General features: G+C 62.4%; 24 protein-coding genes. 13 read left to right on the top strand and 11 right to left on the bottom strand.

Features of this window, described 5'->3' with window-relative positions; translation table 11 throughout:
- Positions 1-129: 129 nt before the first annotated feature.
- The 3 genes from AC0L2V_RS14960 to AC0L2V_RS14950 form a co-directional block, all read right to left on the bottom strand.
- Positions 130-1,218 carry a YcjF family protein gene (locus AC0L2V_RS14960; protein ID WP_473520499.1) on the bottom strand — a complete coding sequence of 363 codons (1,089 nt, stop codon included), beginning with the start codon at positions 1,216-1,218 and terminating at the stop codon, positions 130-132.
- The gene (locus AC0L2V_RS14955) at positions 1,215-2,729 is read right to left on the bottom strand and encodes a YcjX family GTP-binding protein (protein WP_473520498.1); all 1,515 of its coding nucleotides are present in this window, start codon (positions 2,727-2,729) and stop codon (positions 1,215-1,217) included. Before AC0L2V_RS14955 ends, AC0L2V_RS14960 begins: the two co-directional genes overlap by 4 nt.
- A 318-nt stretch (positions 2,730-3,047) precedes the next feature.
- Positions 3,048-3,551, bottom strand: coding sequence for a SixA phosphatase family protein (locus tag AC0L2V_RS14950; protein ID WP_473520497.1), 504 nt, complete (start codon positions 3,549-3,551; stop codon positions 3,048-3,050).
- A gap of 264 nt (positions 3,552-3,815) precedes the next feature.
- Here AC0L2V_RS14950 and dksA point away from each other — a divergent pair, with 264 nt between their 5' ends.
- Positions 3,816-4,232 (top strand): RNA polymerase-binding protein DksA, encoded by a 417-nt coding sequence (dksA, locus tag AC0L2V_RS14945; RefSeq protein ID WP_006202025.1) that lies wholly within the window; start codon positions 3,816-3,818, stop codon positions 4,230-4,232.
- Positions 4,233-4,317: 85 nt separating this feature from the next.
- On the opposite strand, the gene AC0L2V_RS14940 is transcribed toward dksA, so the two are convergent.
- On the bottom strand, positions 4,318-5,064 hold the full coding sequence (locus AC0L2V_RS14940; protein WP_473520496.1) for a hypothetical protein: 747 nt from the start codon (positions 5,062-5,064) through the stop codon (positions 4,318-4,320).
- A 368-nt stretch (positions 5,065-5,432) separates the two neighbouring features.
- Between AC0L2V_RS14940 and cckA the strand changes: the two genes are divergently transcribed.
- Together cckA and AC0L2V_RS14930 are read left to right on the top strand one after the other, a co-directional pair.
- Positions 5,433-8,003 carry a cell cycle histidine kinase CckA gene (cckA, locus tag AC0L2V_RS14935; RefSeq protein WP_091593676.1) on the top strand — a complete coding sequence of 857 codons (2,571 nt, stop codon included), beginning with the start codon at positions 5,433-5,435 and terminating at the stop codon, positions 8,001-8,003.
- A 188-nt stretch (positions 8,004-8,191) separates the two neighbouring features.
- Complete coding sequence (locus AC0L2V_RS14930; protein WP_473520495.1) at positions 8,192-8,902, top strand: purine-nucleoside phosphorylase; 711 nt, start codon at positions 8,192-8,194, stop codon at positions 8,900-8,902.
- Here the strand turns inward: AC0L2V_RS14930 and AC0L2V_RS14925 are convergent.
- Positions 8,899-9,204, bottom strand: coding sequence for a ribbon-helix-helix domain-containing protein (locus tag AC0L2V_RS14925; RefSeq protein WP_027151971.1), 306 nt, complete (start codon positions 9,202-9,204; stop codon positions 8,899-8,901). The two genes, AC0L2V_RS14930 and AC0L2V_RS14925, sit on opposite strands and share 4 nt — an antisense overlap.
- Before the next feature lie 257 nt (positions 9,205-9,461).
- On the opposite strand from AC0L2V_RS14925, the gene AC0L2V_RS14920 reads away from it, so the two are divergent.
- From AC0L2V_RS14920 to AC0L2V_RS14910, 3 genes are all read left to right on the top strand, one after another.
- Positions 9,462-9,857, top strand: a complete 396-nt coding sequence (locus tag AC0L2V_RS14920) for a VOC family protein (RefSeq protein ID WP_473520494.1) — start codon at positions 9,462-9,464, stop codon at positions 9,855-9,857.
- Between the two features lie 79 nt (positions 9,858-9,936).
- Positions 9,937-10,485: a gluconate 2-dehydrogenase subunit 3 family protein gene (locus AC0L2V_RS14915; protein WP_473520493.1), complete on the top strand. Its 549-nt coding sequence runs from the start codon at positions 9,937-9,939 to the stop codon at positions 10,483-10,485.
- A 46-nt stretch (positions 10,486-10,531) separates the two neighbouring features.
- Positions 10,532-12,103: a GMC family oxidoreductase gene (locus AC0L2V_RS14910; protein ID WP_473520492.1), complete on the top strand. Its 1,572-nt coding sequence runs from the start codon at positions 10,532-10,534 to the stop codon at positions 12,101-12,103.
- Between the two features lie 66 nt (positions 12,104-12,169).
- Here the strand turns inward: AC0L2V_RS14910 and AC0L2V_RS14905 are convergent, their stop codons facing one another.
- Complete coding sequence (locus tag AC0L2V_RS14905; protein ID WP_473520548.1) at positions 12,170-12,565, bottom strand: hypothetical protein; 396 nt, start codon at positions 12,563-12,565, stop codon at positions 12,170-12,172.
- Positions 12,566-12,857: 292 nt separating this feature from the next.
- Here AC0L2V_RS14905 and urtA point away from each other — a divergent pair, with 292 nt between their 5' ends.
- The 6 genes from urtA to AC0L2V_RS14875 all read left to right on the top strand — a co-directional run bounded on the left by urtA (position 12,858) and on the right by AC0L2V_RS14875 (position 19,357).
- Positions 12,858-14,168: an urea ABC transporter substrate-binding protein gene (gene urtA / locus AC0L2V_RS14900; protein ID WP_473508514.1), complete on the top strand. Its 1,311-nt coding sequence runs from the start codon at positions 12,858-12,860 to the stop codon at positions 14,166-14,168.
- Positions 14,169-14,292: 124 nt separating this feature from the next.
- Complete coding sequence (gene urtB / locus AC0L2V_RS14895; RefSeq protein WP_473520491.1) at positions 14,293-15,909, top strand: urea ABC transporter permease subunit UrtB; 1,617 nt, start codon at positions 14,293-14,295, stop codon at positions 15,907-15,909.
- Positions 15,906-17,150: an urea ABC transporter permease subunit UrtC gene (urtC, locus tag AC0L2V_RS14890; protein ID WP_473520490.1), complete on the top strand. Its 1,245-nt coding sequence runs from the start codon at positions 15,906-15,908 to the stop codon at positions 17,148-17,150. The genes urtB and urtC overlap by 4 nt, the downstream gene beginning before the upstream one ends.
- A gap of 3 nt (positions 17,151-17,153) precedes the next feature.
- Positions 17,154-17,900, top strand: coding sequence for an urea ABC transporter ATP-binding protein UrtD (gene urtD / locus AC0L2V_RS14885; RefSeq protein WP_473490247.1), 747 nt, complete (start codon positions 17,154-17,156; stop codon positions 17,898-17,900).
- A 70-nt stretch (positions 17,901-17,970) separates the two neighbouring features.
- Entirely contained in the window at positions 17,971-18,666 is a 696-nt protein-coding gene (gene urtE, locus AC0L2V_RS14880; RefSeq protein ID WP_473508511.1) for an urea ABC transporter ATP-binding subunit UrtE, read from the top strand.
- 514 nt (positions 18,667-19,180) lie between these two features.
- On the top strand, positions 19,181-19,357 hold the full coding sequence (locus AC0L2V_RS14875) for a hypothetical protein (protein ID WP_091593697.1): 177 nt from the start codon (positions 19,181-19,183) through the stop codon (positions 19,355-19,357).
- Between the two features lie 30 nt (positions 19,358-19,387).
- Here the strand turns inward: AC0L2V_RS14875 and AC0L2V_RS14870 are convergent, their stop codons facing one another.
- From AC0L2V_RS14870 to AC0L2V_RS14850, 5 genes are all read right to left on the bottom strand, one after another.
- Entirely contained in the window at positions 19,388-20,194 is an 807-nt protein-coding gene (locus AC0L2V_RS14870; protein ID WP_473520489.1) for a DUF72 domain-containing protein, read from the bottom strand.
- A gap of 189 nt (positions 20,195-20,383) precedes the next feature.
- Positions 20,384-23,305 (bottom strand): excinuclease ABC subunit UvrA, encoded by a 2,922-nt coding sequence (gene uvrA, locus AC0L2V_RS14865; protein WP_091593700.1) that lies wholly within the window; start codon positions 23,303-23,305, stop codon positions 20,384-20,386.
- Positions 23,306-24,069: 764 nt separating this feature from the next.
- Positions 24,070-24,675 carry an ATP-dependent Clp protease proteolytic subunit gene (locus tag AC0L2V_RS14860; RefSeq protein ID WP_473520488.1) on the bottom strand — a complete coding sequence of 202 codons (606 nt, stop codon included), beginning with the start codon at positions 24,673-24,675 and terminating at the stop codon, positions 24,070-24,072.
- Between the two features lie 21 nt (positions 24,676-24,696).
- The gene (locus AC0L2V_RS14855) at positions 24,697-25,173 is read right to left on the bottom strand and encodes an SRPBCC family protein (protein WP_473520487.1); all 477 of its coding nucleotides are present in this window, start codon (positions 25,171-25,173) and stop codon (positions 24,697-24,699) included.
- Positions 25,170-25,484, bottom strand: coding sequence for an ArsR/SmtB family transcription factor (locus AC0L2V_RS14850; RefSeq protein ID WP_292484257.1), 315 nt, complete (start codon positions 25,482-25,484; stop codon positions 25,170-25,172). Before AC0L2V_RS14850 ends, AC0L2V_RS14855 begins: the two co-directional genes overlap by 4 nt.
- A gap of 237 nt (positions 25,485-25,721) precedes the next feature.
- On the opposite strand from AC0L2V_RS14850, the gene AC0L2V_RS14845 reads away from it, so the two are divergent.
- Positions 25,722-26,234, top strand: coding sequence for a single-stranded DNA-binding protein (locus tag AC0L2V_RS14845; protein WP_473520486.1), 513 nt, complete (start codon positions 25,722-25,724; stop codon positions 26,232-26,234).
- Positions 26,235-26,282 lie beyond the last annotated feature (48 nt).

The following is a 26,282-nucleotide window of genomic DNA, read 5'->3' as shown; positions in this document are numbered from 1 at the left end:
TAATGCTTCGTCACCGCTTGCGCATGACCCCGAAAATCGGACGCGGTTTGCGCTCGGATCATGGGCAGAACAAACGTGCTGCAGCATCCCTTTGCGCGCCATCAGGACGTGCGGCGTCGAAGACGGTCGTCAGGTGTCGGAAGCGGATGTTTCCTTCTGCTTTTTGGTTGCAAATGATGTCAGCGCGGACAGGAAATCGCCCATGCCGGGCCGCCTCGCGGCGCTGAAGGGCAGGGGCCTTGCGGTCTCCATCGCAGCAATGCCGATGCGCGCCGTCATCATGCCGTTGACGACGCCTTCGCCAAGTTTTGCCGAGAGCCGGGCGGCAAGGCCATGGCCGACGATCTGCTGCACGAAACTGTCGCCGACGGCAATCGAGCCGGTCACCGCCAGATGGGCGAGAACGCTGCGTGCCAGCCGGAAGAACCCCAGCGTGCCCGGCCGGCCGCCATAAAGCTCCGACAGGCGGCGAATCAGCCGGCCGGCTTCGAACACGACATAGGCGACGTCGACCAGAGCGCGAGGGCTGACCGCCGTCACCAGCGACACACGCTTTGCCGCTTCGAGGATCATCACCTTGGCGCGCGCATCGAGGGGGCCGAGGATTTCGGTCTCGGCCAGGCGCACCAGATTGCCACCGTCGATGATCTCGTCGCGCAAGTCTGCCAGGGCGCGTCTGCCGGCCGCGGTTTCGGGCTTGGCCGCGACAAAGGCCGACAATTCGTCGACCACGGCGCGAGCGGCTTTCGGATCGTCGCGGGCGATGGCGTCGAGCGCCAGCTTCTGCAGCTTTTCGACCTCGGCGAGGCGGGCGATCGCCAGGAACTCGCGGGCAAGGATGACCAGAAGCGCGAGCAGCGCGATCACGGCCATGCCGGCGGCCAGCCAGCCCAGCCATTCGGCACGGGCAAACAGATCCCGAATCAGCTGGTCGGTCCAAAGGCCGAGGGCCAGCGAAACCAGAACGCCCAATGCTCCGAAAAACAGGCTGCCTGATATCGAGCGCTGCCTCGGCGCGGTCGCCGGCGGCGGTTCGGCGGCGATGATGTCCGGTTCGTCGAAAACGTCGATTTCCGCCGGCGTGACGACGGCAAGGTCAGCGTTCACGGTGCGTGGTTTTCTGGCCGCAGCGGCGTCGGGCTGGCGCAAGGCCGCCTGTTGCTTTGGCGGTGCTTCCGGCTCGATGCGAAATGCCGCCGGCTTGCGGGGCGGGGTCATGCCAGATGATCTCCGATCAGGAACTGCAGGGCGCGGTCGAGCCTGATATGCGGCAGCGACAGCGTGACGCCTTCGGCAGTGCGTTCGAGTTTTGGCGGGCGAAAGCGCACGAAGCGGATCGCCGGGTCCTCATTGCCCTGCCGAGGGCCTGGGCTCTGCCGATGGCCTGGGTTCTGCCGACGGTCTGGTCCGGAGACATCGAACACTGCATCAATTTTCTCCGGCAAGTCACCGGGAAATATGGCTGTTTCTGTTCTGCCATCAAATGTTTCGCCGTTGATCTTTTCACCTTTCAACGGTGTGCCGATGATGACCGGCAGCGTTTCGCGGTCTTGCTTGACCGTGCCTTCCCGGGTCGCTCGCACCGCCGCCAGGGCGACCACGTCGACATCGGCGCCGGTGAAATTCGCCCGCGCCACGGCGCGGTCGGCGAGCCGCCGCACGATCGCCTGCAGCCGGTCATGGCTTTCGTGATGCAGATGGTCCGCCTTTGTCGCCGCCACCAATATGCGGTCGATGCGCCTTGAAAAAATGTCGGTCAGGAAATTGCCGCGGCCGGGGCGAAAACAGGCGAGGATTTCGGTCACCGCACGTTCGAGATCGGCCATTGCGCCGGGTCCCGCATTCAAGGCCTGCAAGGCGTCTATCACAACGATCTGACGGTCGAGGCGCGTGATGTGCTCCCGGAAGAACGGCTTTACGACATGCGTCCGGTAGGCCTCATAGCGCCGCTCCATCATCGCCTGAAGCGACCCGGGCCGCGCCCGCCGCTCGCTCAGGCCCGGCAGCGGCGCGAAGGTCAGCGCCGGTGAGCCCTCAAGGTCGCCGGGCATCAGGAAACGGCCGGGTGGCAGGGTCGAAAGCGCCCGCTCGTCGAGCTTGCATGTCTTGAGATATGCGGCGAAGCTCTCGGCGAGGCGTCGCGCCGTCATCTCATCGGCGTCGGCATTCGGGTCGATTGCGGCGGAGAGCGCGCGCCATTCCTGCGAAAGGTCGGCGCGCACCGGCAGCACGGCCATGTCAAAGGCTTCGCGTGAGAAATCAGCGTAGGATTTCCCGAGCAGCGGCAGGTCAAGCAGCCATTCCCCAGGATAGTCGACGATATCGACCGACAATCTGCCTGATGAGAACATGCGGCTCCAGCCGGAGGCCGATTCATATTCGATGGTAAGCCTCAGCTCGGAAATGGCACGTGTCGAATCCGGCCACAGGCGGTCGTTGACCAGGGCCGCGATGTGGTCCTCGTACTGGAATCGCGGCACGGCGTCATCGGGTTGCTCTTCGAGAAAGGCACGGGCGATACGCCCCGATTTCTGCGCCTCGAACAGCGGCAACCGCCCGCCATGGATCAGATTGTGGACAAAGGCTGAGATGAACACCGTCTTGCCGGCGCGGGAGAGGCCGGTAACACCCAGCCGCAGCGATGGCGAAAAAAGTCCGGTAGCGCGCCCCGACAGCGTATCCAGGGCAATCTTCGCCTCGTCGGTGAAAGTGGTCAGCGATGATGCCAAAATGGGGTCTCTCGGGGCTTCGGTCCGCCCCGATATAGGCGCTGCCGGCTAGTGTGGCGAATCCGAAATTCGCGGTACCTTGGAGCATCGCAGTGAGCGAATTTCGGTTCTAAGTCACACTGGCAAACCATCGTTTCGCGCATGAACCCGAACCATAGGTTCGGAAAGGATCATGCGCAAAATGAGTTCTACAGCGTCCTTTGCGCGTCCAAGAGGACGCGCGGCGCTGTAGCGTGGTTTTGGATTTGAAGTTCCTGAACGCTGATGCCATTGAAGTGGCAGGAACTTCAAATCCACCACGCTACGTTTGAAATGGCGTCAGATATCGGCCGGCGACAGGAAGGCTTCGAGATAGCCGGTGCCTTGCGCGGCGTTGGCAAGACTGCCTGGAAAACGGACGACCGCGAGGCCGGAGGTCGGGAAGCCGTGGTTCAGCATTCCCCTGGCGACCTCCTCGCCATCACCCGAAAGCGCGATGGTGAGATCTTCCGTCATCGGATTGTGGCCGACGACGAGCAGCGAGCCTGGCCCGCCATTGCCGCGGATGAGGTTGAGATAGCCGGCGGCATCCTCGCTGTAGAGCGTCTCCAGGAACAGAACCCGGCCCGTATCGGTGTGACCGGCAAGGCCTTCAAGCGTTTGGCGCGCTCGCTTTGCATTCGAGCAAAGGGTCAGGTCCGGAATGTAGTTGCAGGCCCGCATGACCGCACCCATCGTATCGGCGTCGGCGACGCCGGATGCGTCGAGTGGACGATCGAAATCGCGCATGCCCGGCAGGGCCCATCCGGCCTTTGCATGCCTCAGCAGATAAAGCTTGCTCACCGGTCCCTCGCTTGTGCCAAACACCGAAACTCGTCAAAAGGCGCTGCGGGATTAGTCATGAGAAACGCCTTGCGCACAATGGCCGGCGCCCTACAAACCTAACGAATCATACGCGAATTCGGTCGCGCCCTTCATGCGAATGATGCAGCCCATGGCGTATTGGCCGAGATTAACAATTGCGTGAATCAGTCGTCGATTGCGCTTGTGCAGCATTCGGTCCGTGAATATATAGGCGCCAAATTTGGGGCTGTCTGGGTGAGTCGAATGAACGACATCGTTACCGCCGATTACGTACCCTCCGAAGACGAGCCGTTCATGAACGAGCGGCAGAAATCCTACTTTCGCCTGAAGCTCGTCACCTGGAAGAACGACATACTGCGCGAAGCGCGCGAAACTCTCGAAATCCTGCAGCAGGAAAACGCCAACCACCCAGATCTCGCCGATCGCGCCTCTTCGGAAACCGACCGCGCCATCGAACTTCGTGCCCGCGATCGCCAGCGGAAACTCATTTCAAAGATCGATTCTGCACTTCAGCGCATCGATGAAGGCACTTACGGCTATTGTGAGGAAACCGGCGAGCCGATCGCGCTGAAGCGGCTCGATGCGCGTCCGATCGCGACCCTGTCGATCGAGGCGCAGGAGCGTCACGAACGCCGCGAGAAGGTCTACCGCGACGACTGAAGCACGGGCGACGCGTCCAAAACGCAGCCAATAGCGAATTTGTCAGGGCCGGTCTCCGGCCATTTTTTTGTTGGCTGTTGGCCGGTTATCTCTTCTGGCTGGACAACTCGCCGAGAAGCTTCGTCATCTCGTCATCGAGAGACGACGGCGCTTTCGCCGCCGGCTTGCTCTCCGGCTTGGCGGGGTGCGGGTCATCAAACGGGACCTCGAGCTCCCTCATCAGCGTATCGTCGATGGCATCCTCTTTTGCCGGGGAATTCGGCTTTGCCGGGGAATCCTGTCTTGCCGGCGATGGCGCGTACCGAACAGCATTGGTGTAGGCGGGCAGCGGCGTGATGGTCGCCGATTGAGGGCTTTGCGCTGCTGGCCTCGGCGCCGGTGCGGGCTGATGCGGCCGGACAGGCGTTGGGGCCGTGCTTGCCGGCGGCGGAGACGGTGCTTGCCTCACTGGCGCGGGAGCCGGTTGCGGCGCGCGCGGCGGCGGTGCCGGCTGATGGCCGCCGCCATCTCCGGTCAGTGCAGGACGGCGTAGCGCCGACAGCCTGATGTCGCGTTCGACGACGACGTCGGTCGGGCCGCCGATCAGCAGCAGGTGCTCGATATCGTCGCGGCGCACCAGCACCAACCGGCGGTGACTGTCGACTGCGGTGGCGTCCATCACGGCCAGCCGCGTCTTGCGGTTCCTGCCGCCGGCAACGAATGTTCCAAAAGTCAGATTGCGGACCAGCTTGATGATGAGGAGAACAATGACCACAAGGACAAGCGCGACAAAGGTCCACAGGATCGCCGCGGCATAACCGGGACCCGCCACGCTATCCAGCCACTGCAGCATTGGTGCACCCAAAATCAGCTTTCGAAGAAGACGCGACACTAGACTGTTGCGGCACGCGACTGCAAGTTACGTTTCGCGCTTCGTGAACAGCTTGAAACACCCATGTGGTGGATTTCAAGCTCCTGCGAATTGAGGGCGTCAGCGTCCCCACTTCAATCCACGACGCTGGATTTTCAGCAAGTTGCTGGCGTGATGAATCCGAAATTCGCTCGCGTCGGACCAGGAATGATGCGAATTTCGGATTCGCCGCACCAGGCGCCGAACGGGTGTCATTTTTAGCGGACAGTTGCCGCCAAGGCCTTTTCCGGACCCTGAGAATGTGATTCAACCGGGCAGGGCAAGTACCGGAATTCACGAGCAGGGGGCACATGGCCAAGGAAGCGCGCGGCGATTTCTATCCGGTACCGATCGTCGACCAGAACACGCGACCGGGCGCGGTCACCCGGCTCATCGTCTTCATCGTTGTGCTGACAGGGGCGGCGATCGTTTTCGGCCTTTTCCGAGAACGTCTTGGCGATCCATTCCTGCTTGGAATGCTTGGCGTGCTGGCGATGATCGGTGTCGGCTTCCTGTTCGCCACCGCCATCGGCTTCGTGCAGATCACACCGCGCTCGACGAGTGACGAGCTGTCGAAGGCCTTCGTCGATTCAATGTCGCAAGGCCTTCTGGTCACCGACACCAAGGGTCGTGTCGTCTACGCCAATCGGGCCTATGCCGACATGACGGGCGCGGCTTCTGCGGCGGATCTAAAGACCGTCGAAGGGTTGCTGTCCGATGTTCCCGAGGCCTCGGTGACCATATACCGGCTCGCCTCCGGCCTGCGCGACGGCCAGCCCGGCGACGGTGAGTTTCGCCTTGCCCAATCCATTCGACCCGGCGCCGAGCCGGGCGCGCGCTGGTACCGTGTCCGCGCCCGCGCATTCAGCGTTCCGGGCCAGCGGCTGCCCTTGCTCGCCTGGCAACTCGCCGACATCTCGAAAGAACGGGCCGAGCAGGAGCGCTTCTTCCTTGATCTGCAGGAGGCCATCGACCATCTCGACCATGCGCCTGCCGGCTTCTTTTCGGCCGACCAGGAAGGCCGCGTCACCTACATCAACGCCACGCTTGCGGAGTGGCTGGGCATCGACCTGACGAGCTTCACGCCTGGTGCCGTCACGCTTGCGGAGATCGTCGCTGGCGACGGCATGGCGCTGGTCCGCTCGGTCAAGGCCGATCCCGGCACCACCCGCAATGCGGTCATCGATCTCGATCTGACGACAGTGAAGGGCGAGGCGCTGCCCGTGCGTTTCATGCATCGGGTTTCGGCCAGCCGCGAGGGCGCCAACGGTCCGACGCGCACCATCGTGCTCAACCGGACGCAAGGCGAGGACGCTTCCGCCGATCTGCGCGCCTCGGAGATCCGCTTCACCCGCTTCTTCAATTCGACGCCGATGGCAATAGCGGCTGTCGACAACCGCGGGCGCATCCTGCGCACCAACGCGCCTTTCCTGTCGCTGTTTTCCTCCGTCGTCGACGGGGACGCGGTCGATCGGCGCGTGCGGCTGGACACGGTGATCCATGAGCGCGACCGCCCCGCCTTTGCCGCGGCGTTCGAAAAAGCGCGACAACGGCAGGCCGATATCGAACCGATCGATACGCTGCTGCCCGGCAATGAAGAACGGCACATGCGCTTCTACGTCAACGCGGTTGCCGACGGCACCGGCGAGGGCGCCGAAGAATCGGCCATCGTCTACGCCGTCGAGACCACCGAGCAGAAGGCGCTCGAGGGCCAGATGGCGCAAAGCCAGAAGATGCAGGCGGTCGGCCAGCTTGCCGGCGGCATCGCACACGACTTCAACAATGTGCTGACCGCCATCATCATGGCGTCGGACCTGTTGTTGACCAACCACCGCCCGTCGGACCCGTCCTTCCCCGACATCATGAACATCAAGCAGAATGCCAACCGGGCGGCCTCGCTGGTGCGGCAGCTTCTGGCCTTCTCGCGCAAGCAGACGCTGCGGCCGGAGGTGCTCAACCTGACCGACGTGCTTGCCGATCTGCGGATGCTGCTGGCCCGTCTGGTCGGCAACGACATCAAGCTGAAGGTCGATCATGGCCGCGATCTGTGGCCGGTGAAGGTCGACATCGGGCAGTTCGAGCAGGTGGTGGTCAACCTGGCGGTCAATGCGCGCGACGCGATGCCGAACGGCGGCGAGCTCACCGTGCGCACCCGCAATGTGACCACACAGGAGAGCAAGAGCCTTCCCTACCGCGAACTTGCGCCTGCCGATTATGTGGTGGTCGAAGTTGAAGACACCGGCAGCGGCATCGCCCCCGAAGTGCTCAAGAAGATTTTCGAACCCTTCTTCACCACCAAGGAGGTCGGCAAGGGCACCGGCCTCGGCCTGTCGATGGTCTATGGCATCATCAAGCAGACAGGCGGCTTCATCTTCTGCGAGTCCGAGGTCGACAAAGGATCGGTGTTCCGCATCTTCCTGCCGCGCTACATTGCTGAGGCGAGAACGGCAGGCGAGCCCGGCGAGGCGCCGGCTGCACCGGCAAAGGTCGCCGACGCAGCCAAGGACCTGTCAGGTTCGGCCACGGTGCTGCTCGTCGAGGACGAGGATGCCGTGCGCATGGGCGGCATGCGGGCGCTGACGTCGCGCGGTTACACCGTCCACGAAGCGTCCTCGGGCGTCGAGGCGCTGGAAATCTTCGAGGCGCTCGGCGGCAAGATCGACATTGTCGTTTCCGATGTGGTGATGCCGGAAATGGATGGGCCGACGCTGCTCGGCGAATTGCGCAAGCGGCAGCCGGACATCAAATTCGTCTTCGTTTCCGGCTACGCGGAGGACGCGTTCGCCAAGAACCTGCCGGCAGACGCGCATTTCGGTTTCCTGCCGAAGCCGTTTTCGCTCAAGCAACTGGCCACAATCGTCAAGGACGTGCTGGAATCTTAATGCATGTCGCGCAAAAGTGTGTAGCGGTTTTGCGATCACGACATGCACAAAAACAACAACCTAAAGCGCGCCGCATGAGACCGGTCAATGCGACGCGCTTTAGGGCTCACTAATTCGCACTTGCGAAATGGCGTGAGACTGCCATGATTATGGGGCCAAACAGACGGCGGGTTTTGGGGGAGCATGCCGTGACGCCGCACAACGAGGCAGGCAAGGGTGATTATGCGGCAACAGTGCTGTTGCCGGGCGATCCGCAGCGTGCCGAATGGATGGCGGAAACCTTTCTCGAGGCGCCGCGCTGCGTCAACCGTCGAAGGCAGGCCCTCGGCTTTACCGGCTTGTTTCGCGGCAAGCCCGTCAGCATCCAGTCCACCGGCATCGGCGTCTCGTCATTCCTGATCTACGCGCACGAATTGCTCGACTTCCATGGCGTGAGGACACTGATCCGCACCGGTACCTGTGGTGCCCTGACTGCCGCGGTCAAACTGCGCAGTCTGGTGATCTCGCAAGCGGTGCGGGGTGAAAGTTCCGAGAGCGGCCAGGTTTTTGGGCTCTATGGTGCTGATGCCGGACCCGATCCGGGTCTGGTTTCCCAAGCCCTGGCCCGGGCTGCCGAAATCGGCATCGAACATAAGGCCGGGCTGACCATCTGCAGCGACATATTCTATCACCCCAAGGGGCGCGACCGCTTCGCCGAAGCGCAGGCACAGGGCGCGCTGGCCGTGGATATGGAGACCAGCGCGCTCTATCGCATCGCCGCGCATTTCGGCGCCAGGGCCTTGTCGATGCTGACTGTCGTCGACAATGTGGTGACCGGCGAGCAAACCGATTATTCCGAACGCCAGGCGCTCTTCACCGATATGACCCGCCTGGCGCTCGATGTCGCGATCGAAAGTTAAGCTGCCTGCCGCTTCGGCGCCGTGTGTTCTTCGATGCCGGGCCGATGGCCGCGCAGATAGAGAGCACAGGTCGTGCGCAGCATCGAGGCGAAGTTCGGAATCTGGCCATTGATCTCGATGGCCTCGTCATAAAGCTTCGAGATGAATTTCGGCGTCGTCAGGCCCTGGCTGTCGGCGATCTCGTCGAGCAATGCCCAGAACGTCGCCTCGAGCTGGATGCTGGTCGAATGCCCGTCGATACGAATCGACCGGTTGATCTGCCGGTAGCCGTCCGGATCCTGCCCGGCAAAAACCCTGCACATCGTTACCTCCCGTTCCTATTGATCTGGCCGTTCTTATTGATTTTGGGCGCAATCGGCAGTGATTCGCGCCTTTGGCAGTGCCTTGTCGTGGCCAATTATCTTCAGCTGGAAAGCGGAAAACAGCAATCGGACTTTCGTCCTTAGGCGGTTTTCCCCGTCGTTAGATTAGCGCGTGGTAATCGGCTGCCACCACGTTTGCCGCAACCCGCGCATAATCACGCCGACGCGCACATCGCGCTTACCGCACGGAGTGTCATTTGGCGAAGGCGATCCACACCATGATCCGGGTTCTCGACGAGGCCCGGTCCGTCGACTTCTACCGGAAAGCGTTTGGACTGGACGTCGCCGAACGGCTCGATTTCGAAACCTTTACGCTCGTCTATCTGACCAATGCCGAGGCGGAGCTCGAGGTCGAGCTCACCGTCAACAAGGGCCGCCAGGAGCCTTATGCGCTCGGCGACGGCTACGGCCATCTCGCGGTTTCGGTCGCCGATCTGGACAGCGAGCATGACCGGCTCGGCGCGCTTGGCCTGATTCCGAAGAAGATCGTCGAGTTCAACCGCGACGGAGCGCTGCTCGCACGCTTCTTCTTCATCGAGGATCCCGATGGCTACAAGATCGAGGTCCTGCAGCGTCAGGGCCGGTTCAAATAGAAGATACGACGGCCGCGCCGGCCAGCGCGGCGCCAGCCAGGGCACCTTCGGGTGCAGACAGCAAGCAAGGGAGGAACAATTGGTCACAATTTATGAGAGCAAGCCGGTCCATGAAACGAAGCCAGTTCTATCGCGCCGCGAGCTACTGAAGCGCGGCGGTGTCGGCGCGCTGCTGGTCATTTCAGGCAGTGCCGTCATCAGCCCGGAACATGCCTGGGGTCTCGAAACATCCGCGCTCAAGCCCGAAACCATGGCGACCCTGATCCAGATGGCGCGCGACATCTACCCGCACGACCAAGTGCCTGACAAATATTACGCAATCGCCGTCAAGGCGCACGATGAGCAGGCCGGCAAGGACCCTGCCCACAACAACCTTATCGAAAAGGGCATCGCCGATCTCGACCTGAAATCGGGCAAGGACGGCTACACCGGTCTCGGCTGGGAGGAGCAGCGCGTTGCGGTGCTCAGGGATATCGAGGACACGCCGTTCTTCCAGGCCGTCCGCGGCGGGCTTGTCGTCGGCCTCTACAACCAGAAGGAGGTCTGGCCGATCTTCGGCTACGAGGGCGAGTCCTACTCCAAGGGCGGCTACATGGCGCGCGGGTTCGACGACATCGAGTGGCTCTGAGCCCCATGGTCGCAACCGCACACAATAGACATCATGGGAGGAAACCTTGGCAGCACCATTTGATCTCAACAACGACGGCGTGGTCGTCATCATCGGCTCGGGCGCCGGCGGCGGCACGCTCGGCAATGAACTTGCGCAGAAGGGCATCGATGTCGTCATGCTGGAGGCGGGCGCCCGTCACGAATACGAGGATTTCATCAATGACGAGTGGGGTTCATTCGCCCAACTCGCCTGGACCGACAAGCGCACGACCTCGGGCGACTGGCGGGTGGCGAAGGATTTCCCCAACCTGCCGGCATGGATCGTCAAGGCGGTCGGCGGCTCGACCACGCACTGGGCAGGTGCCTCGCTGCGCTTTCAGGAGCACGAATTCAAAACGCTTTCGACCTACGGAAAACTGGAAGGCGCGAACCTGCTCGACTGGCCGATCACGCTTGGCGAACTCGAGCCCTACTACGCAAAGGCCGAAGACAAGCTAGGCGTGACGCTCACCAGCAACATCCCGGGCCTTCCCGGCAACAACAACTTCAAGGTGATGAAGGCCGGCGCCGACAAGCTCGGCTACAAGGAGTGCCACACCGGCCGGATGGCAATCAATTCCGAGCCGCGCGACGACCGCAATGCCTGCCAGCAGACCGGCTTCTGCTTCCAGGGCTGCAAATGGGGCGCCAAATGGTCGACGCTCTACAGCGAAATTCCCAAGGGCGAGGCGACCGGCCATCTCGAGGTCAGGCCGAATGCCATGGCCATCAAGATCAACCACGATGCGTCGGGCAAGGTAACCGGGGTCGACTATGCCGACAAGGACGGCAGACTGAGGGAACAGAAGGCCCGCATCGTCGCGGTCGCCGGAAATTCGATCGAGAGCCCGCGGCTGCTGCTCAATTCGGCATCGAGCCAGTTTCCCGACGGCCTTGCCAATTCGTCGGGGCAGGTCGGCAAGAACTACATGCGCCACACCACCGGCTCGGTCTACGGCATCTTCGACAAGCCGGTGCATATGTATCGCGGCACCACCATGGCCGGTATCATCCGTGATGAGGCCCGCAACGATCCCTCGCGCGGCTTCGTCGGCGGCTACGAACTCGAGACGCTGTCGCTCGGCCTGCCGTTCATGGCCGCCTTCCTCAATCCCGGCGGTTGGGGGCGTTCCTTCACCACGGCGCTCGACCATTACGACCACATGGCCGGCATGTGGATCGTCGGCGAGGACATGCCGCGCCAGGAAAACCGCATCACGCTGCATGCCGATATCAAGGACGCGCACGGCATGCCGGTGGCGGACGTCCATTTCGACGACCATGCCAACGACACGGCGATGCGCAACCACGCCTACAAGCAGGGCTCGGCGCTCTACGAGGCGGTCGGGGCGACGCGGACCTTCCCGACGCCACCCTATCCGTCGACCCACAATCTCGGAACCAATCGGATGAGCGAGAAGGCGGCCGACGGCGTCGTCAACAAGCATGGCCAGGCGCACGACATCAAGAACCTGTTCGTGTCGGATGGCAGCCAGTTCACCACGGGCGGGGCTGAAAATCCGACATTGACGATCGTGTCGCTGGCGATCCGTCAGGCCGAGTACATTGCCGGACAAATGTCGGCCAAAAGCATTTAGCCATAGCCTCCCGACTGCTGCTGGCGCGGAACCTCACAAGGTTTCGCGCCTCTTCTTGTCGGCCGTTCAACGCTTCGTGCAGGTCGAGGCGGTGAAGGCGCCGTCAGGCTGCTTCATGATGATGTCGAAGGACGGGCTGGTTTGACCGTCCAGGGTGGCTTGCGTGAGCGAGATCGAGTTGCCGCCGGTCGTGTAGCCGCCCAACGGGCCCAACCAGGTGATCTCGCCATTTGCATTCATCTGATAGTTGTAGCCCTGCCGGGCGGTTTCGAAGCTCACCGGGCCGCTATAGACATTGCCCTTGACGGTGATGTCGCCAAGGCTGAGGAACACGCCAAGCAGATAGACTTCGCAGTGATAGGTGCCATCCGGCAATTTGCCATCGGTGAAGTCGGCGCGGGCGCTGCCGGTTGCCGCAACCAGAAGCATGGTGCTGAAAATGCGAGAAATCCTGGAGGTCATGTGGTCGCTCTCTTGAAGATCGATCCTGCCCCATTTTCCTGCAGCGCCGCAACCGTTCGCCGTCTTTTGCTCAAAATTCATGCATTAATTCGCGAGTGATCAAAAATTGGGCGATAGCGGGGGACTTTTTCTCAAGCAGAGCACCGGCAGCGGCGCTTATCTTTGGCGGCTAATATATTAAACGGCTGATAGGGTTAGGAAATCCAGACCCGCTTGATTTTGCTCCTGCGGTTGGCACAGCCGTTGCATGGTCTGTTCGCGATGCGATCAACCAGTCAGGGAGTTTTGAAATATGCGGGGCAGTTTCTCGACAATAACAAAAATGTTTTCGGCAGGCGCGGTCACGGCCGGCCTGCTGATGAGCGTCCCGGCCAGGGCGGCTGACGACACGATCAAGGTGGGTATCCTCCACTCGCTGTCGGGGACCATGGCGATTTCGGAGACGACGCTGAAGGACGCCATGCTGATGCTCATCGAAGAGCAGAATGCAAAGGGCGGCCTGCTCGGCAAGAAACTCGAAGCGGTCGTCGTCGATCCGGCTTCGAACTGGCCGCTGTTCGCCGAAAAGGCGCGCGAGCTGATCTCCAAAGACAAGGTCGCGGCGGTGTTCGGTTGCTGGACCTCGGTGTCGCGCAAGTCGGTGCTGCCGGTGTTCAGCGAACTCGACAACATCCTGTTCTACCCCGTCCAGTATGAGGGCGAGGAGAGCGAGCGCAACGTGTTCTACACCGGCGCAGCGCCGAACCAGCAGGCTATTCCGGCTGTCGACTATCTAATGAGCGAGGACGGCGGTTCGGTGAAGCGCTGGGTGCTTGAAGGCACCGACTACGTCTATCCGCGCACCACCAACAAGATCCTCGAAGCCTATCTGAAAGCCAAGGGCGTCGCTGCCGAAGACATCATGGTCAACTACACGCCGTTCGGCTTCTCCGATTGGCAGACCGAGGTGGCGGCGATCAAGAAGTTCGGCTCCGCCGGCAAGAAGACCGCCGTCGTCTCGACGGTCAATGGCGACGCCAACGTGCCGTTCTACAAGGAGCTTGGCAACCAGGGCGTCAAGGCCGAGGACATCCCGGTCATGGCCTTCTCGGTCGGCGAGGAAGAGCTTGCCGGTCTCGATACCGCGCCGCTCGTCGGTCATCTCGCCGCCTGGAACTATTTTCAGAGCATCGATACGCCCGAGAACGCCAAGTTCATCGCCGACTGGCACAAGTTCATCAAGAGCGACAAGCGCACCACCAACGACCCGATGGAAGCCCATTATGTCGGCTTCAACATGTGGGTGAAGGCGGTCGAGAAGGCCGGCACCACCGATCCTGACAAGGTCATCGACGCCGTGATCGGCGTCTCGGTGCCGAACCTGACCGGTGGCTATTCGACCATGATGCCGAACCATCACATCACCAAGCCGGTGCTGATCGGCGAAATCCAGGCCGATGGCCAGTTCGAGACCGTGTCGCAGACGCCTGGCCTGGTGATGGGCGACGAGTGGTCCGACTATCTGGCCGATTCGAAGGACCTGATCTCCGATTGGCGCGCGCCTCTGTCCTGCGGCAATTTTAATGTCGCCACCGGCAAATGCGGCGGCAAGGGAACCAACTGATCCTCCCGGGTCTGACGGTCGTGGATTTCTCCACGACCTGGACCGCGACGCGTCCGGGCGAACTCGTCCTCTCCTCCAGTTCGCCCGGACGCGAAGTTTCAACCATCAAGAATCGCAGAAATCGATGATCCTCACCCGCGCGATCGGCCTGACGCTGCTGCTCCTCCTGGGGATGCTGTCGCCGTCGAACGCTGCAGAAGCGGATCTGCGCGCCATCATCGCCAAATTTGCCACTGCCTCGAATTTCTCGGCCACCGAAGCTGTCGTGCGCGAGCTGGCCGCCACCGGTGATACTGCCGTCGAACGTCCGCTTGGCGCGCTTGCCGAGGGCGATCTCTACGTCCGCAAGGCCGATTCGCTGGTTTTCATCGGCAAGGCAGCTGGCGGCAGCGTTGAGCTGCTCGACCCGCTGAGCGGTGAAAAATCCGGCGACGCGGCCAAAAGCGAGATCACCAAGATCAAGGTCAACAACACGCTGCGCCGCGCCATCCGCGATGCGCTGGGCACGCTGACGCTCGGCGCAAAAGATCCGGCCGCGCGCATTGCCGCCGCCGACACCATGTTCAGGACGCCCGACGCGACAAACATCGAGCCGCTCGATGCCGCAATCGCCAGCGAGAGCGTGGCAAGCGTCAAAGCGCTGCTCGAACAGACCCGCGCCGCATCGGTTCTGGTGTCCGACAGGCCGGAGACCGACAAACTGGCGGCGGTCGCCCTGATTGGCGGGCGCGGCGATCGCAACGCCCTGTCCCTGCTCACCGCCGTCGAGGCCAATTCCGAAGGCGCGGTCAAGGACGCGGCGACGGCGGCGATCGCCAACATCAATTCGACGCTGGCGCTGTGGGATGCGGGCCAGAACATCTGGTACGGCATCTCGCTCGGATCGGTGCTGCTGCTGGCGGCGATCGGCCTCGCCATCACCTTTGGCGTCATGGGCGTCATCAACATGGCGCATGGCGAAATGGTGATGCTCGGCGCCTACACGACCTTTGTCGTGCAGGAGGTGATCCGAACCTCCTTTCCCGGCCTGTTCGACTGGTCGCTGGTCATCGCGCTGCCGCTCGCCTTCTCGGTCGCGGCGTTCGTCGGCCTCGTCATCGAGCGGGGCGTGATCCGTTTTCTCTACGGCCGGCCGCTGGAGACGCTGCTGGCGACATGGGGCGTCTCGCTGATCCTGCAGCAGGCCGTGCGCACCATCTTCGGGCCGACCAACCAGGAGGTCGGCAATCCGTCGTGGATGTCGGGTTCGTTCTATATCGGCCAGCTTGCGGTGACCTGGAACCGGCTCTGGATACTGGTATTCGCGCTCGGCGTGTTCGCGGTGCTGCTTTATGTGATGAAGCGCACCCCCTGGGGCCTGCAGATGCGCGCCGTCACCGCCAATCGCCGCATGGCCGCGTCGATGGGCATCAGGACGCCGTGGGTCGACGCGCTGACCTTTGCCCTGGGATCCGGCATTGCCGGCATCGCCGGTGTCGCGCTCAGCCAGATCGACAATGTCTCGCCCAATCTCGGCCGCGGCTACATCATCGACAGCTTCATGGTCGTCGTCTTCGGCGGTGTCGGCAATCTCTGGGGGACGCTGGTCGGCGCCTTCTCGCTCGGCATCGTCAACAAGTTCCTCGAACCCTATGCCGGCGCGGTTCTCGGCAAGATCGTCGTGCTGGTCCTCATCATCCTGTTCATCCAGAAACGCCCGCGCGGCCTGTTCGCGCTGAAGGGCAGGTCGGTGGAAGCATGATCACCGGACGCTTCTTCGCCGCCGGCGCCGACCGCCGCATCGCCATCACGATCTTCATCCTTTTGGCGGCCGCCATCATCGTGCCGCTGCTCAATCTTGCGGTCTCGCCGACAAGTGCGTTCTACGTGCCGTCCTATGTCGTCGCGCTCACCGGCAAATACCTCTGCTACGCGCTGCTCGCCCTGGCGCTCGATCTCGTCTGGGGCTATTGCGGCATCCTTTCGCTCGGCCACGGCGCCTTCTTCGCGCTCGGCGGCTATGCGATGGGCATGTATCTGATGCGCCAGATCGGTTCGCGCGGCGTCTACGGCAATCCGCTGCTGCCGGACTTCATGGTGTTCCTGAATTATGGGGAATTGCCGTGGTTCTGGTATGGTTTCGACCAATTCTGGTTTGCCGCGATCATGGTGCTTGCGGTGCCCGGCCTGCTCGCCTTCGTCTTCGGCTGGTTCGCCTTCCGCAGCCGCGTCACCGGCGTCTATCTGTCGATCATCACCCAGGCGATGACCTATGCGCTGCTGCTTGCGTTTTTCCGCAACGACATGGGTTTCGGCGGCAACAACGGCCTGACCGATTTCAAGGATATTCTCGGCTACAACGTGCAGGCCGATGCGACACGCTCGGCCTTGTTCGCGGCCAGCGCCGTCACCCTGGCGCTCGCCGTGTTCGTCACCTGGGCGATCGTCGGTTCCAAATACGGCAAGCTGCTGATGGCGGTGCGCGACGCCGAGAGCCGCACGCGCTTTCTCGGCTGGCGCGCCGAAAACGTCAAACTGTTCGCCTTCACCGTGTCGGCTGTCATGGCCGGCATTGCCGGCGCGCTCTATGTGCCGCAGGTTGGCATCATCAATCCGGGCGAGTTCGAGCCGTCCAATTCGATCGAGGTCGTGGTATGGGCGGCCGTCGGCGGACGCGGCACAATCGTCGGGCCGATCATCGGCGCGCTCGTGGTCAATGCCGGCAAATCCTGGTTCACCGGCGTGCTGCCGGCGTTCTGGCTGTTTGCGCTGGGCGGGCTGTTCGTCGCCGTCACGCTGTTCCTGCCCAAGGGCATTGTCGGCATGTGGGATTCCTGGCGCGCCAATGCCAGGGCGCTGCGCGCAGCCTCGATCGCCGACCCGATCGTTGGGGAGGCCGGCACCGATCCTGACGTCCCGCCACCGCCGAAGATCGTTCGCTCGGCTGCGAGAACGCCGGGCGACTGGTCCGCATCCGGCCCCGAACCGCAGCCGGCGGAGTGAGCAATGCCGAAGAGCAACACCATCCTCTATCTCGACGGCGTCTCGGTTTCCTTCGACGGCTTTCGCGCCATCAACAATTTGTCGCTGGTGCTCGACAAGGGCGAGATGCGGGCGATCATCGGTCCCAACGGCGCCGGCAAGACCACGATGATGGACATCGTCACCGGCAAGACGCGCCCCGACTCGGGCGAGGTTTATTTCGACGGGCAGGTCGACCTGACGAAACATGACGAGGCCGAGATCGCCATGATGGGCATCGGCAGGAAATTCCAGAAGCCGACGGTGTTCGAAAGCCACACGATCGAGGACAACCTGATGCTGGCGCTGAAGGGCCCACGCTCGATCTTCCCGGCACTGTTCCATCGCCGCTCGGCGGCGGAGGCGCGGCGGATCGACGACATCCTCGGCATCATCCGGCTCGGTGACAAGCGCGACGAGCTTGCCGCCAATCTCAGCCACGGCCAGAAGCAATGGCTCGAGATCGGCATGCTTTTGGCGCAGGATCCGAAGCTGCTTTTGGTCGACGAACCGGTCGCCGGCATGACCGACGCCGAAACCGAGGAGACCGCGCGGCTGCTCAGGGATATTGCCCGCGACCATTCGGTCATCGTCGTCGAGCACGACATGCATTTCGTGCGCGAGCTCGGCGTCAAGGTCACCTGCCTGCACGAAGGCTCGGTGCTGTCCGAAGGCTCGCTCGATTTCGTTTCGGCCGACGAGCGTGTCGTCGAAGTCTATCTGGGGAGATGACCATGGTCTGGCGCGTTCCGTTCCATCATTTCGATCTTTCGTTCTTCAGGCGCTGGAGAAGGCGCTGACCATGCTCGAAGTCTCCAACGCCACGCTGCACTACGGCGCCGCCCAGGCGCTGCGTGGCGTCTCGCTGAAGGCCGGCGCCGGCAAGATCACCTGCGTGCTCGGCCGCAACGGCGTCGGCAAAACCAGTTTGATGAGATCGATCGTCGGCCACCACCGGCTGACGAGCGGAAGCGTTGCCTTCGAGGGGAAGGCGCTCGACCGGAGCGCGGCGTATGATCGCGCCCGGTCGGGCATCGCATTCGTGCCGCAGGGCAGGGAGATCTTCCCGCTGCTCACCGTGCGGGAAAACCTCGAATCGGGCTTTGCGCCATTGAAGCGCGTCGACCGCAACATTCCCGGCCACGTCTTCGAATTGTTCCCGGTGCTGAAGCAGATGCTCGCGCGCCGCGGCGGCGACCTTTCCGGCGGCCAGCAGCAGCAGCTTGCCATTGGCAGGGCACTGGTGATGCGGCCGAAACTGCTGGTGCTCGACGAGCCGACCGAAGGCATCCAGCCGTCGATCATCAAGGATATCGGCCGCGCCATCCGCTATCTGCGCGACCAGGCCGATATCGCCGTGCTGCTGGTCGAACAGTATCTCGATTTCTGCCGGGAACTGGCCGACGAGGTCAACATCATGGACCGCGGCCTGATCGTCCACACCGGCCCGGCCGAGGATCTCGACCGGGCCGATGTGAGGAAGTTCCTGACCGTTTAGCGCGGGAAGAATGACGGTTCTCCTCGCTGGCGAATCGCACCTTTGGGATTAGCCGAACCATCCCTCCCTTCGTCATCCTGGGGCGAAGCAAGGAGCGGAGCGACGCGGCGCAGACCCCAGGATCCACGCCGTGCAGTCAGCCAAAGAGTGCAGCGGTCAAGAACAGAAGCCGTTTTCCAGCGTACACAATCCTGGATTCTGTACCGTGGCGACGCTCTGAAGTTACGGCATGGATCCTTGGGTCTTCGCGCCGCTTCGCGTCGCTGCGCCCAAGGATGACGAAGTCGCGAATGCCCGCCCAGTCTATCCTGAACGCCTTTGTTCCTGAACGCCTCTGGCGCGCTGAAGATTGCATGCTAGGCTTTACTTGGCCTTGTTGAGTCGGCCGCTTTCCGTATCAATCACGTCGACAGATCAGGCGCAGGCTCAGCCGGCACGTTCCGTGCAAGCAGCCTCCATCCTGCGATCTGATCGTTGTTCAAACGCATTTGGGGCACTTGGGCCAGGGCAGCCGATGGAACGTTACGTCGAGGACCACCAGAAACGACGGCTTACCGAGCACGTCGACATCATGACCGCCATCGATATTCTGAAATCGCAAGGATACGACCACGACGAACTGATCGCGGAGCTCACCAAGGTGTTCTTCGTCGATCTCGATGCCTACAACGAAGTCGTGGTGGCGGCATGACCGAAGGGTGGATGCGCTGTGCCGCCAACGTCAGCCTGTGACGCGCTTCATCAGCGCCATGGCGCCGAACGGCGCGCGGGCCTTGCCTTCGGTGATGAAGTAGACGAACACATCACGCGGTTTGACCGGTGCTTCGGTTGAGGGATCGGCGCGCGGCAGGTCGGCCGGCGCCTTGCCCTGGGCCCAGGTCTTTGCCCGCGCCGCCCATTCGTCGAGCACCTTTGGCGTGTAGCAGTCGGGATTGTCGTCGCTGCCGGTCTGCAGCCGGACATAAATGAAATCGCCGGTGACGTCGGCGATTGCTGGATATTTGGCGTGGTCGGCATAGACGATCGCCACCTTGTATTGGCGCGCCAGGGCGGCGAACTCCGGCACGACGAAACTGTCGTTGCGCACCTCGACCGCATGGCGCAGCGCAACGCCGTCCTGCTTCTCAGGCAACAGCTTGAGGAAAGCCTCGAAATCGTCCGGGTCGAATTTTTTGGTTGGCGCGAACTGCCACAGGATCGGCCCGAGCTTGTCGCCGAGCGCGGCGACGCCCGATCCCAGGAAACGCGTCATCGACTCGCCGGCTTCACCGAGCACGCGGCGGTTGGTGACGAAACGGTTGCCTTTCAGCGAATAGACAAAACCGTCCGGGGCTTCGTTTGCCCATTTGACGAAGGTCGGCTCCTTGAAACTCGAATAATAGGTGCCGTTGACCTCGATGCTTGGCACCTGCCGGGTTGCATAGTGCAGTTGCTTCGCCTTGGACAACTTGTCCGGGTAGAAAGACTTGTCCCAGGGCTCGAAGGTCCAGCCACCCATGCCGGCGCGGATTGTTCCAGATTGAGTCACTGTCGTCCTCCCGGGTTGAAATGGATCAGGCCGTAGCGAGCGTCTCGACAGCTTTAACCATGTCGAAATGCGGATTGGGCGTAGGGTGCATAGGCGGCTTGCGTCAGCCGGACGACAGCATCAGGATCACCGGCAAGCGCTCTTCTGATCTTCATTTGAAGGTTCTTCCAGACGCCAGCCAGTCTTCACTCACTCCGCCGCTTCGCGCTTGCCTCCGGGCCGCCGCTCCAGCAGCTCCCGCAGGAACTGGCCGGTGTAGCTGCGCTTTTCGCGGACGATATCCTCGGGCGTGCCTGAGGCCACCAGCTCGCCGCCGCCGTCGCCGCCTTCGGGACCGAGGTCGAGCACCCAGTCGGCGGTTTTTATTACCTCGAGATTGTGCTCGATGACGACCACCGTGTTGCCCTGGTCGACCAGCTCGTGCAGCACTTCCAAGAGCTTGGCGACGTCGTGGAAATGCAGGCCGGTGGTGGGCTCGTCGAGGATGTAGAGCGTCTTGCCGGTCGCCTTGCGCGACAGTTCCTTGGCCAGCTTGATGCGCTGCGCCTCGCCGCCCGACAACGTCGTCGCCTGCTGGCCGACATGGATGTAGCCGAGGCCGACCTGCTTCAGCGTCTCCAGCTTGTCGCGCACGCCGGGCACGGCGGCGAAGAAATCGACGCCTTCCTCGACCGTCATGTCGAGCACGTCGGCAATCGACTTGCCCTTGAACAGGACGTCGAGCGTCTCTCTGTTGTAGCGCTTGCCGTGGCAGACGTCGCAGGTGACATAGACGTCGGGCAAGAAGTGCATCTCGATCTTGATGACGCCGTCGCCTTGGCAGGCCTCGCAGCGACCGCCCTTGACGTTGAACGAGAAGCGACCTGGCTGATAGCCGCGCGCCTTGGACTCCGGCAGCCCGGCGAACCAGTCGCGGATCGGCGTGAAGGCGCCGGTATAGGTGGCGGGATTGGAGCGCGGCGTCCGCCCTATAGGCGACTGGTCGATATCGATGACCTTGTCGAGGAATTCGAGGCCCTCGATGCGGTCGTGCTCGGCCGGGTGCTCGCGCGAACCCATGATGCGGCGCGACGCTGCCTTGAACAAGGTCTCGATCAGGAAGGTCGACTTGCCGCCGCCGGAGACGCCGGTGACGGCGGTGAAGGTGCCGAGCGGGATTTCGGCGGTAACATTCTTCAGATTGTTGCCGCGCGCGCCGACGATCTTCAGGCGCCGGTTCTTCTTGGCCTCGCGCCGCACCGCCGGCGTCGCCACTTCGAGCTCGCCGGACAGATATTTGCCGGTGATCGAGGCGGGGCTGGCCATGATCTGCTGCGGCGTTCCCTGCGCGATGATGTGGCCGCCGTGGATGCCGGCGGCCGGGCCGATATCGACGACATAGTCGGCATGCAGGATGGCGTCTTCGTCATGCTCGACGACGATCACCGTGTTGCCGATGTCGCGCAAATGCTTCAGCGTGTCGAGCAGGCGCGCATTGTCGCGCTGGTGCAGGCCGATCGACGGCTCGTCCAGCACATAGAGCACGCCGGTGAGGCCGGAGCCGATCTGCGAGGCCAGCCGTATGCGCTGGCTCTCACCGCCCGACAGCGTGCCGGAATTGCGCGACAGCGTCAGGTAGTCGAGCCCGACATCGTTGAGGAAGCGCAGCCGCTCGCGGATTTCCTTGAGCACGCGCACCGCGATCTCGTTCTGCTTGTCGCTGAGTGCGGCGGGCAGTTCGGTGAACCATTGGTCGGCCTTGCGGATCGACAGCTCGGTGACCTCGCCGATGTGCTTGCCGGCAATCTTCACCGCCAGCGCTTCCGGCTTCAGCCGGTAGCCGCGGCAGGCCGGGCAAGGCGTGGCCGACATGAAGCGCTCGATCTCCTCGCGCATCCAGGCGGATTCGGTTTCCTTCCAGCGTCGCTCGAGATTGGGGATGACGCCTTCGAATGTCTTTGTCGTCTGGTAGGAGCGCAGCCCGTCATCGTACTGGAAAGTGACCTCGCGCTCGCCGGTGCCGTGCAGGATGGCTTGCTTTGCCTCTGCGGTCAGGTCGCGGAACTTGTCGCCGAGCTTGAAGCCATAAGCCTTGCCCAGCGCCTCGAGCGTCTGCACGTAATAGGGTGAGGTCGATTTCGCCCATGGGCTGACGGCGCCGGCGCGCAGCGACAGATTGTCGTCGGGCACGATCAGGCTGGCGTCGATGGCGCGCTGGCTGCCGAGGCCGTCGCAGGTCGGGCAGGCGCCGAACGGGTTGTTGAAGGAGAACAGCCTGGGCTCGATCTCGGGAATGGTGAAGCCGGACACCGGGCAGGCGAATTTTTCGGAGAACAGGATGCGCTCATGCGTCTCGTTCTTCGATTTGTTGACCGAATCCTCGCCGGTCTGGCTGGCGTCGAGCGGCCGGTCGGCGAATTCGGCCACCGCCAGCCCGTCGGCGAGCTTCAGCGCGGTCTCGATGGAATCGGCAAGCCGCGTCGCCAGATCGCCGCGCACGACGATGCGGTCGACGACGACGTCGAGGTCATGCTTGTACTTCTTGTCCAGCGCCGGCACGTCGGCGATCTCGTAAAAGACACCATCGACCTTGACGCGCTGAAAACCCTTTTTCTGCAGCTCCAGCAGTTCCTTGCGGTATTCGCCTTTGCGGCCTCGCACCATCGGCGCCAGGATGAATAGACGCGTGCCTTCCTCGACCGCCAGCACGCGGTCGACCATCTGCGAAACCGTCTGGCTCTCGATCGGCAGGCCGGTGGCCGGCGAATAGGGGATGCCGACGCGCGCGAACAGCAGCCGCATGTAGTCGTAGATCTCGGTGACGGTGCCGACCGTCGAGCGCGGGTTCTTCGACGTGGTCTTCTGCTCGATGGAGATGGCCGGCGACAAGCCGTCGATCTGGTCGACATCAGGCTTTTGCATCATTTCGAGGAACTGCCGCGCATAGGCCGAAAGGCTCTCGACGTAGCGGCGCTGGCCCTCGGCATAGATGGTGTCGAAGGCAAGCGACGACTTGCCTGACCCCGACAGGCCGGTCATGACGATCAGGCTGTCACGCGGCAGGTCGAGATCGACATTCTTCAGATTGTGTTCGCGCGCCCCGCGAATGGAAAGATATTTATGGTCGGCCATCGCCGGTCGCCGCCTCAGATCTGGAATCTCGTGGGATGGCGGGTTATCCCGGCCATCTCCCATGTAGGTATTTTAGCTACCATTTCGAGAGAACTCTCGACCAAAGCCTTTAACCGTCTTTTGCGCGGGCGAGCAAGCAGAAAGAACAAAGGCCGAACACGCTCCTGACAAATGCGTCCATGTATCCACAGCCAACGTCGCGCTGCTCAAAACGGATGCAAATTTTGGATTCGCCACACAAGCGATCACGTTTTTGGTAAATCGGCTATCCAGCTGTTGACGTCTCAGCCTTAGGGAGTCAGACTCCAGACGTCACCGAAGCCGACTATCTTTCGATGGCCTCGCCGCCCTAAGGCGGCCTGCACGAGTTGCAGGCTTTTGCGATATGCGCTTCGGACGACACCAGTCGCAATGGACAGAAGAGGAGAGCAGAGGAATGACTCCACCGGACAGTCCCTTGAGGCTCCACGTGTCACTGGAGCCGCGGCAGGCATAAGTGCCAGGGCCAGGCGTTTGCGCCGCCCGACAAACCGTGACCTGCCGATCCCATTTAAAATCAGAGACTACTAGTCGGATCGTCGGCTGAACGCCGCGAAGCATCCGAGATCAAAGAGCCGGCAGTTCGCTCCCGGCCATTGGATTTCAGATCCAAGAAGGCCCCGACCGTTTGCGGAAGCAGCGGCGGGGCTATTTGTTTTTCAGTGGCGCAAGCGCAGCACGAGCAAGCTCGAATGTCGGCGACTGGCGCTCATGGCGTTGGGCTTTCAAGCCGCCTGTTTGCGCGTATCAAAAACATGGTCGACAAGGCCCCATGTCTTTGCCTCCGCGGCGGTCATGAAATGGTCGCGGTCGAGCGTGCGTTCGACCTCTTCGAACGTGCGACCGCAGTGGCGCGCGTAAAGCTCGGTCATGCGCCGCTTGGTCCTGAGGATGCCTTCGGCGTGACGCTGGATGTCGGAGGCCTGGCCCTGGAAACCGCCTGACGGCTGGTGCAGCAGGATGCTGGTGTTGGGCAGCGCGATGCGTCGCCCCGGTGTGCCGGCCATCAGCAGGAACGAGGCCATCGACGCAGCAAAGCCCATGCAGACGGTGGATACGGGGCAAGAAACGTACTGCATCGTGTCGTAGATGGCGAAGCCGCTGGTCACCACGCCGCCCGGCGAGTTGATGTAGAGCGATATCTCCTTGTCGGGATTGTCGGATTCCAGCGACAGGAGCTGGGCACAGACCAGCGCCGATACATTGTCGTCGATCGGACCGTTGATGAACACGATGCGCTCGCGCAGCAGCCGCGAGAAAATGTCGAAGGCGCGTTCGCCGCGGCTCGACTGCTCGATCACCATCGGCACCAGATTGGCAAAACCGCTCATCGCTTTTCTCCGTTGTGCTGCTCAGGCCGCGCGCAGGGAGAGGCGAGGCGTGTTTGCGGCTATGATCTGTCTGTGTGCGTTGAGTGAAAGCCGGCAACCGGCGCCGGCAACCGCAGGCGTGGCTACTCGCACAAATCCGTCGTGGACGATGCGCAGATGCGTGCCGCCCGACACAGTGCGGTCAAGCGTGAAAGTGACGATGCTGTCCAATGGGCTGTCCAGCGGATCCGCTGTATTGCCAGGCGCCGGCCGCTCCCGCCAGGAGTAGCGCAACAGGCGCTCGGGCTCGGCGTCGAGGATTTCGCATTCGATAGGTGCATCCGCCTTGGCAAAGGCAAAGCGGCTGCCGACCTCGGGCTTGATGTCGTTCGGCATCATCCAGGCCGCGAGCAGGTCCGGCACCGTCAGCGCCCGCCACACTTTTTCCGGCGGCTCTGGAAGCTCGCACTCGAACTCGATCGAGTCTGCCGTCATGTCTGAATGCTGTTTTGCCGTCATTGGTCCATATCCTTCAAAACCGCCTTGAGCCGTTCGATACGCTCGGGCCAGAACGCACGGTATCGCTCGATCCAGCCGAGCAGAGGATCAAGCCCTTGCGGATCCGCGCGATAATAGGCGTTGCGGCCGGCTCGCCGCTCGGCCACCAGGCCGGCGCCGCGCAGCACCGCGAGATGCTGCGAGACGGCCGGTTGCGACACGCTCATGCCGCGGCGCAGTTCCGACACCGTCATCTCGCCGGCGGCGAGCCGTTCGTAGACGGCGCGGCGCGTCGGGTCGGCAAGCGCTCGAAAAATCTCTGCTTCGATCATGGCAGAAGCATAAGTCTACACTTATTGATTTGGCAAGCAGTCTTTTCGCGCCCATATGGAACGGCACGGCGGGACCCATCGATTGCTGACATTCCTTGACAATACGGATGGATGAGCCTAGAACGAAAAGAGAACAAAAACCTTGTGGGAAAAGCCAGCCACGGCAGGCGGGGAATGTCCGCAGTCTATAAGGTGAGAGCGAGAAAAATTTGTTTCGGATGAGCGCGGAGAAGTGTCATGGCGGGTAGCGTCAACAAGGTCATTCTGGTGGGCAATCTCGGGGCGGATCCGGAAATCCGCCGTTTGAATTCGGGTGAGCCGGTCGTCAATATCCGCGTCGCCACGTCGGAAAGCTGGCGCGACAAGACTTCCGGCGAGCGCAAGGAAAAGACCGAGTGGCACAATGTCGTCATCTTCAACGAGCAACTCGCCAAGGTCGCCGAGCAGTATCTGAAGAAGGGTGCGAAGGTTTATGTCGAGGGCCAGTTGCAGACGCGCAAATGGCAGGACCAGACCGGCAATGACCGCTACACGACCGAAATCGTGCTGCAGAAATTCCGTGGCGAGCTGCAGATGCTCGACGCACGCGGGCAGGGCGAGGGCGGTCAGGTCGGCAGCTATGCTGGTGGCGGCAGCAGCCGCGGTTCCGATTTCGGCCAGTCCGGCCCGGGCGAGAATCTCAATCGCGGTGGCGGCAACAAGGGTGGCGGCGGTTCGTCGCGCGAACTCGACGACGAAATTCCGTTCTGATCGCTTGGAGCAAGCGGCTCTGCGCGAGCTGACAGCCAGCTATTTGGG

It is taken from the genome of Mesorhizobium sp. WSM4814, assembly GCF_055811595.1.
Note: the sequence above shows the minus strand (reverse complement) of the source record. Positions and strands in the feature narration are given on the sequence as shown.

Coding starts and splice junctions, on each gene's coding strand:
- AC0L2V_RS14850 (WP_292484257.1), bottom strand. CDS start 25,484: ATGATCGAAGCAGAGATTTTTCGAGCGCTTGCCGACCCGACGCGCCGC.
- AC0L2V_RS14875 (WP_091593697.1), top strand. CDS start 19,181: ATGGAACGTTACGTCGAGGACCACCAGAAACGACGGCTTACCGAGCAC.
- cckA (WP_091593676.1), top strand. CDS start 5,433: ATGGCCAAGGAAGCGCGCGGCGATTTCTATCCGGTACCGATCGTCGAC.
- AC0L2V_RS14845 (WP_473520486.1), top strand. CDS start 25,722: ATGGCGGGTAGCGTCAACAAGGTCATTCTGGTGGGCAATCTCGGGGCG.
- AC0L2V_RS14860 (WP_473520488.1), bottom strand. CDS start 24,675: ATGAGCGGTTTTGCCAATCTGGTGCCGATGGTGATCGAGCAGTCGAGC.
- AC0L2V_RS14940 (WP_473520496.1), bottom strand. CDS start 5,064: ATGCTGCAGTGGCTGGATAGCGTGGCGGGTCCCGGTTATGCCGCGGCG.
- AC0L2V_RS14960 (WP_473520499.1), bottom strand. CDS start 1,218: ATGACCCCGCCCCGCAAGCCGGCGGCATTTCGCATCGAGCCGGAAGCA.
- urtA (WP_473508514.1), top strand. CDS start 12,858: ATGCGGGGCAGTTTCTCGACAATAACAAAAATGTTTTCGGCAGGCGCG.
- AC0L2V_RS14855 (WP_473520487.1), bottom strand. CDS start 25,173: ATGACGGCAAAACAGCATTCAGACATGACGGCAGACTCGATCGAGTTC.
- uvrA (WP_091593700.1), bottom strand. CDS start 23,305: ATGGCCGACCATAAATATCTTTCCATTCGCGGGGCGCGCGAACACAAT.
- urtB (WP_473520491.1), top strand. CDS start 14,293: ATGATCCTCACCCGCGCGATCGGCCTGACGCTGCTGCTCCTCCTGGGG.
- AC0L2V_RS14925 (WP_027151971.1), bottom strand. CDS start 9,204: ATGTGCAGGGTTTTTGCCGGGCAGGATCCGGACGGCTACCGGCAGATC.
- urtC (WP_473520490.1), top strand. CDS start 15,906: ATGATCACCGGACGCTTCTTCGCCGCCGGCGCCGACCGCCGCATCGCC.
- urtE (WP_473508511.1), top strand. CDS start 17,971: ATGCTCGAAGTCTCCAACGCCACGCTGCACTACGGCGCCGCCCAGGCG.
- AC0L2V_RS14905 (WP_473520548.1), bottom strand. CDS start 12,565: ATGACCTCCAGGATTTCTCGCATTTTCAGCACCATGCTTCTGGTTGCG.
- dksA (WP_006202025.1), top strand. CDS start 3,816: ATGAACGACATCGTTACCGCCGATTACGTACCCTCCGAAGACGAGCCG.
- urtD (WP_473490247.1), top strand. CDS start 17,154: ATGCCGAAGAGCAACACCATCCTCTATCTCGACGGCGTCTCGGTTTCC.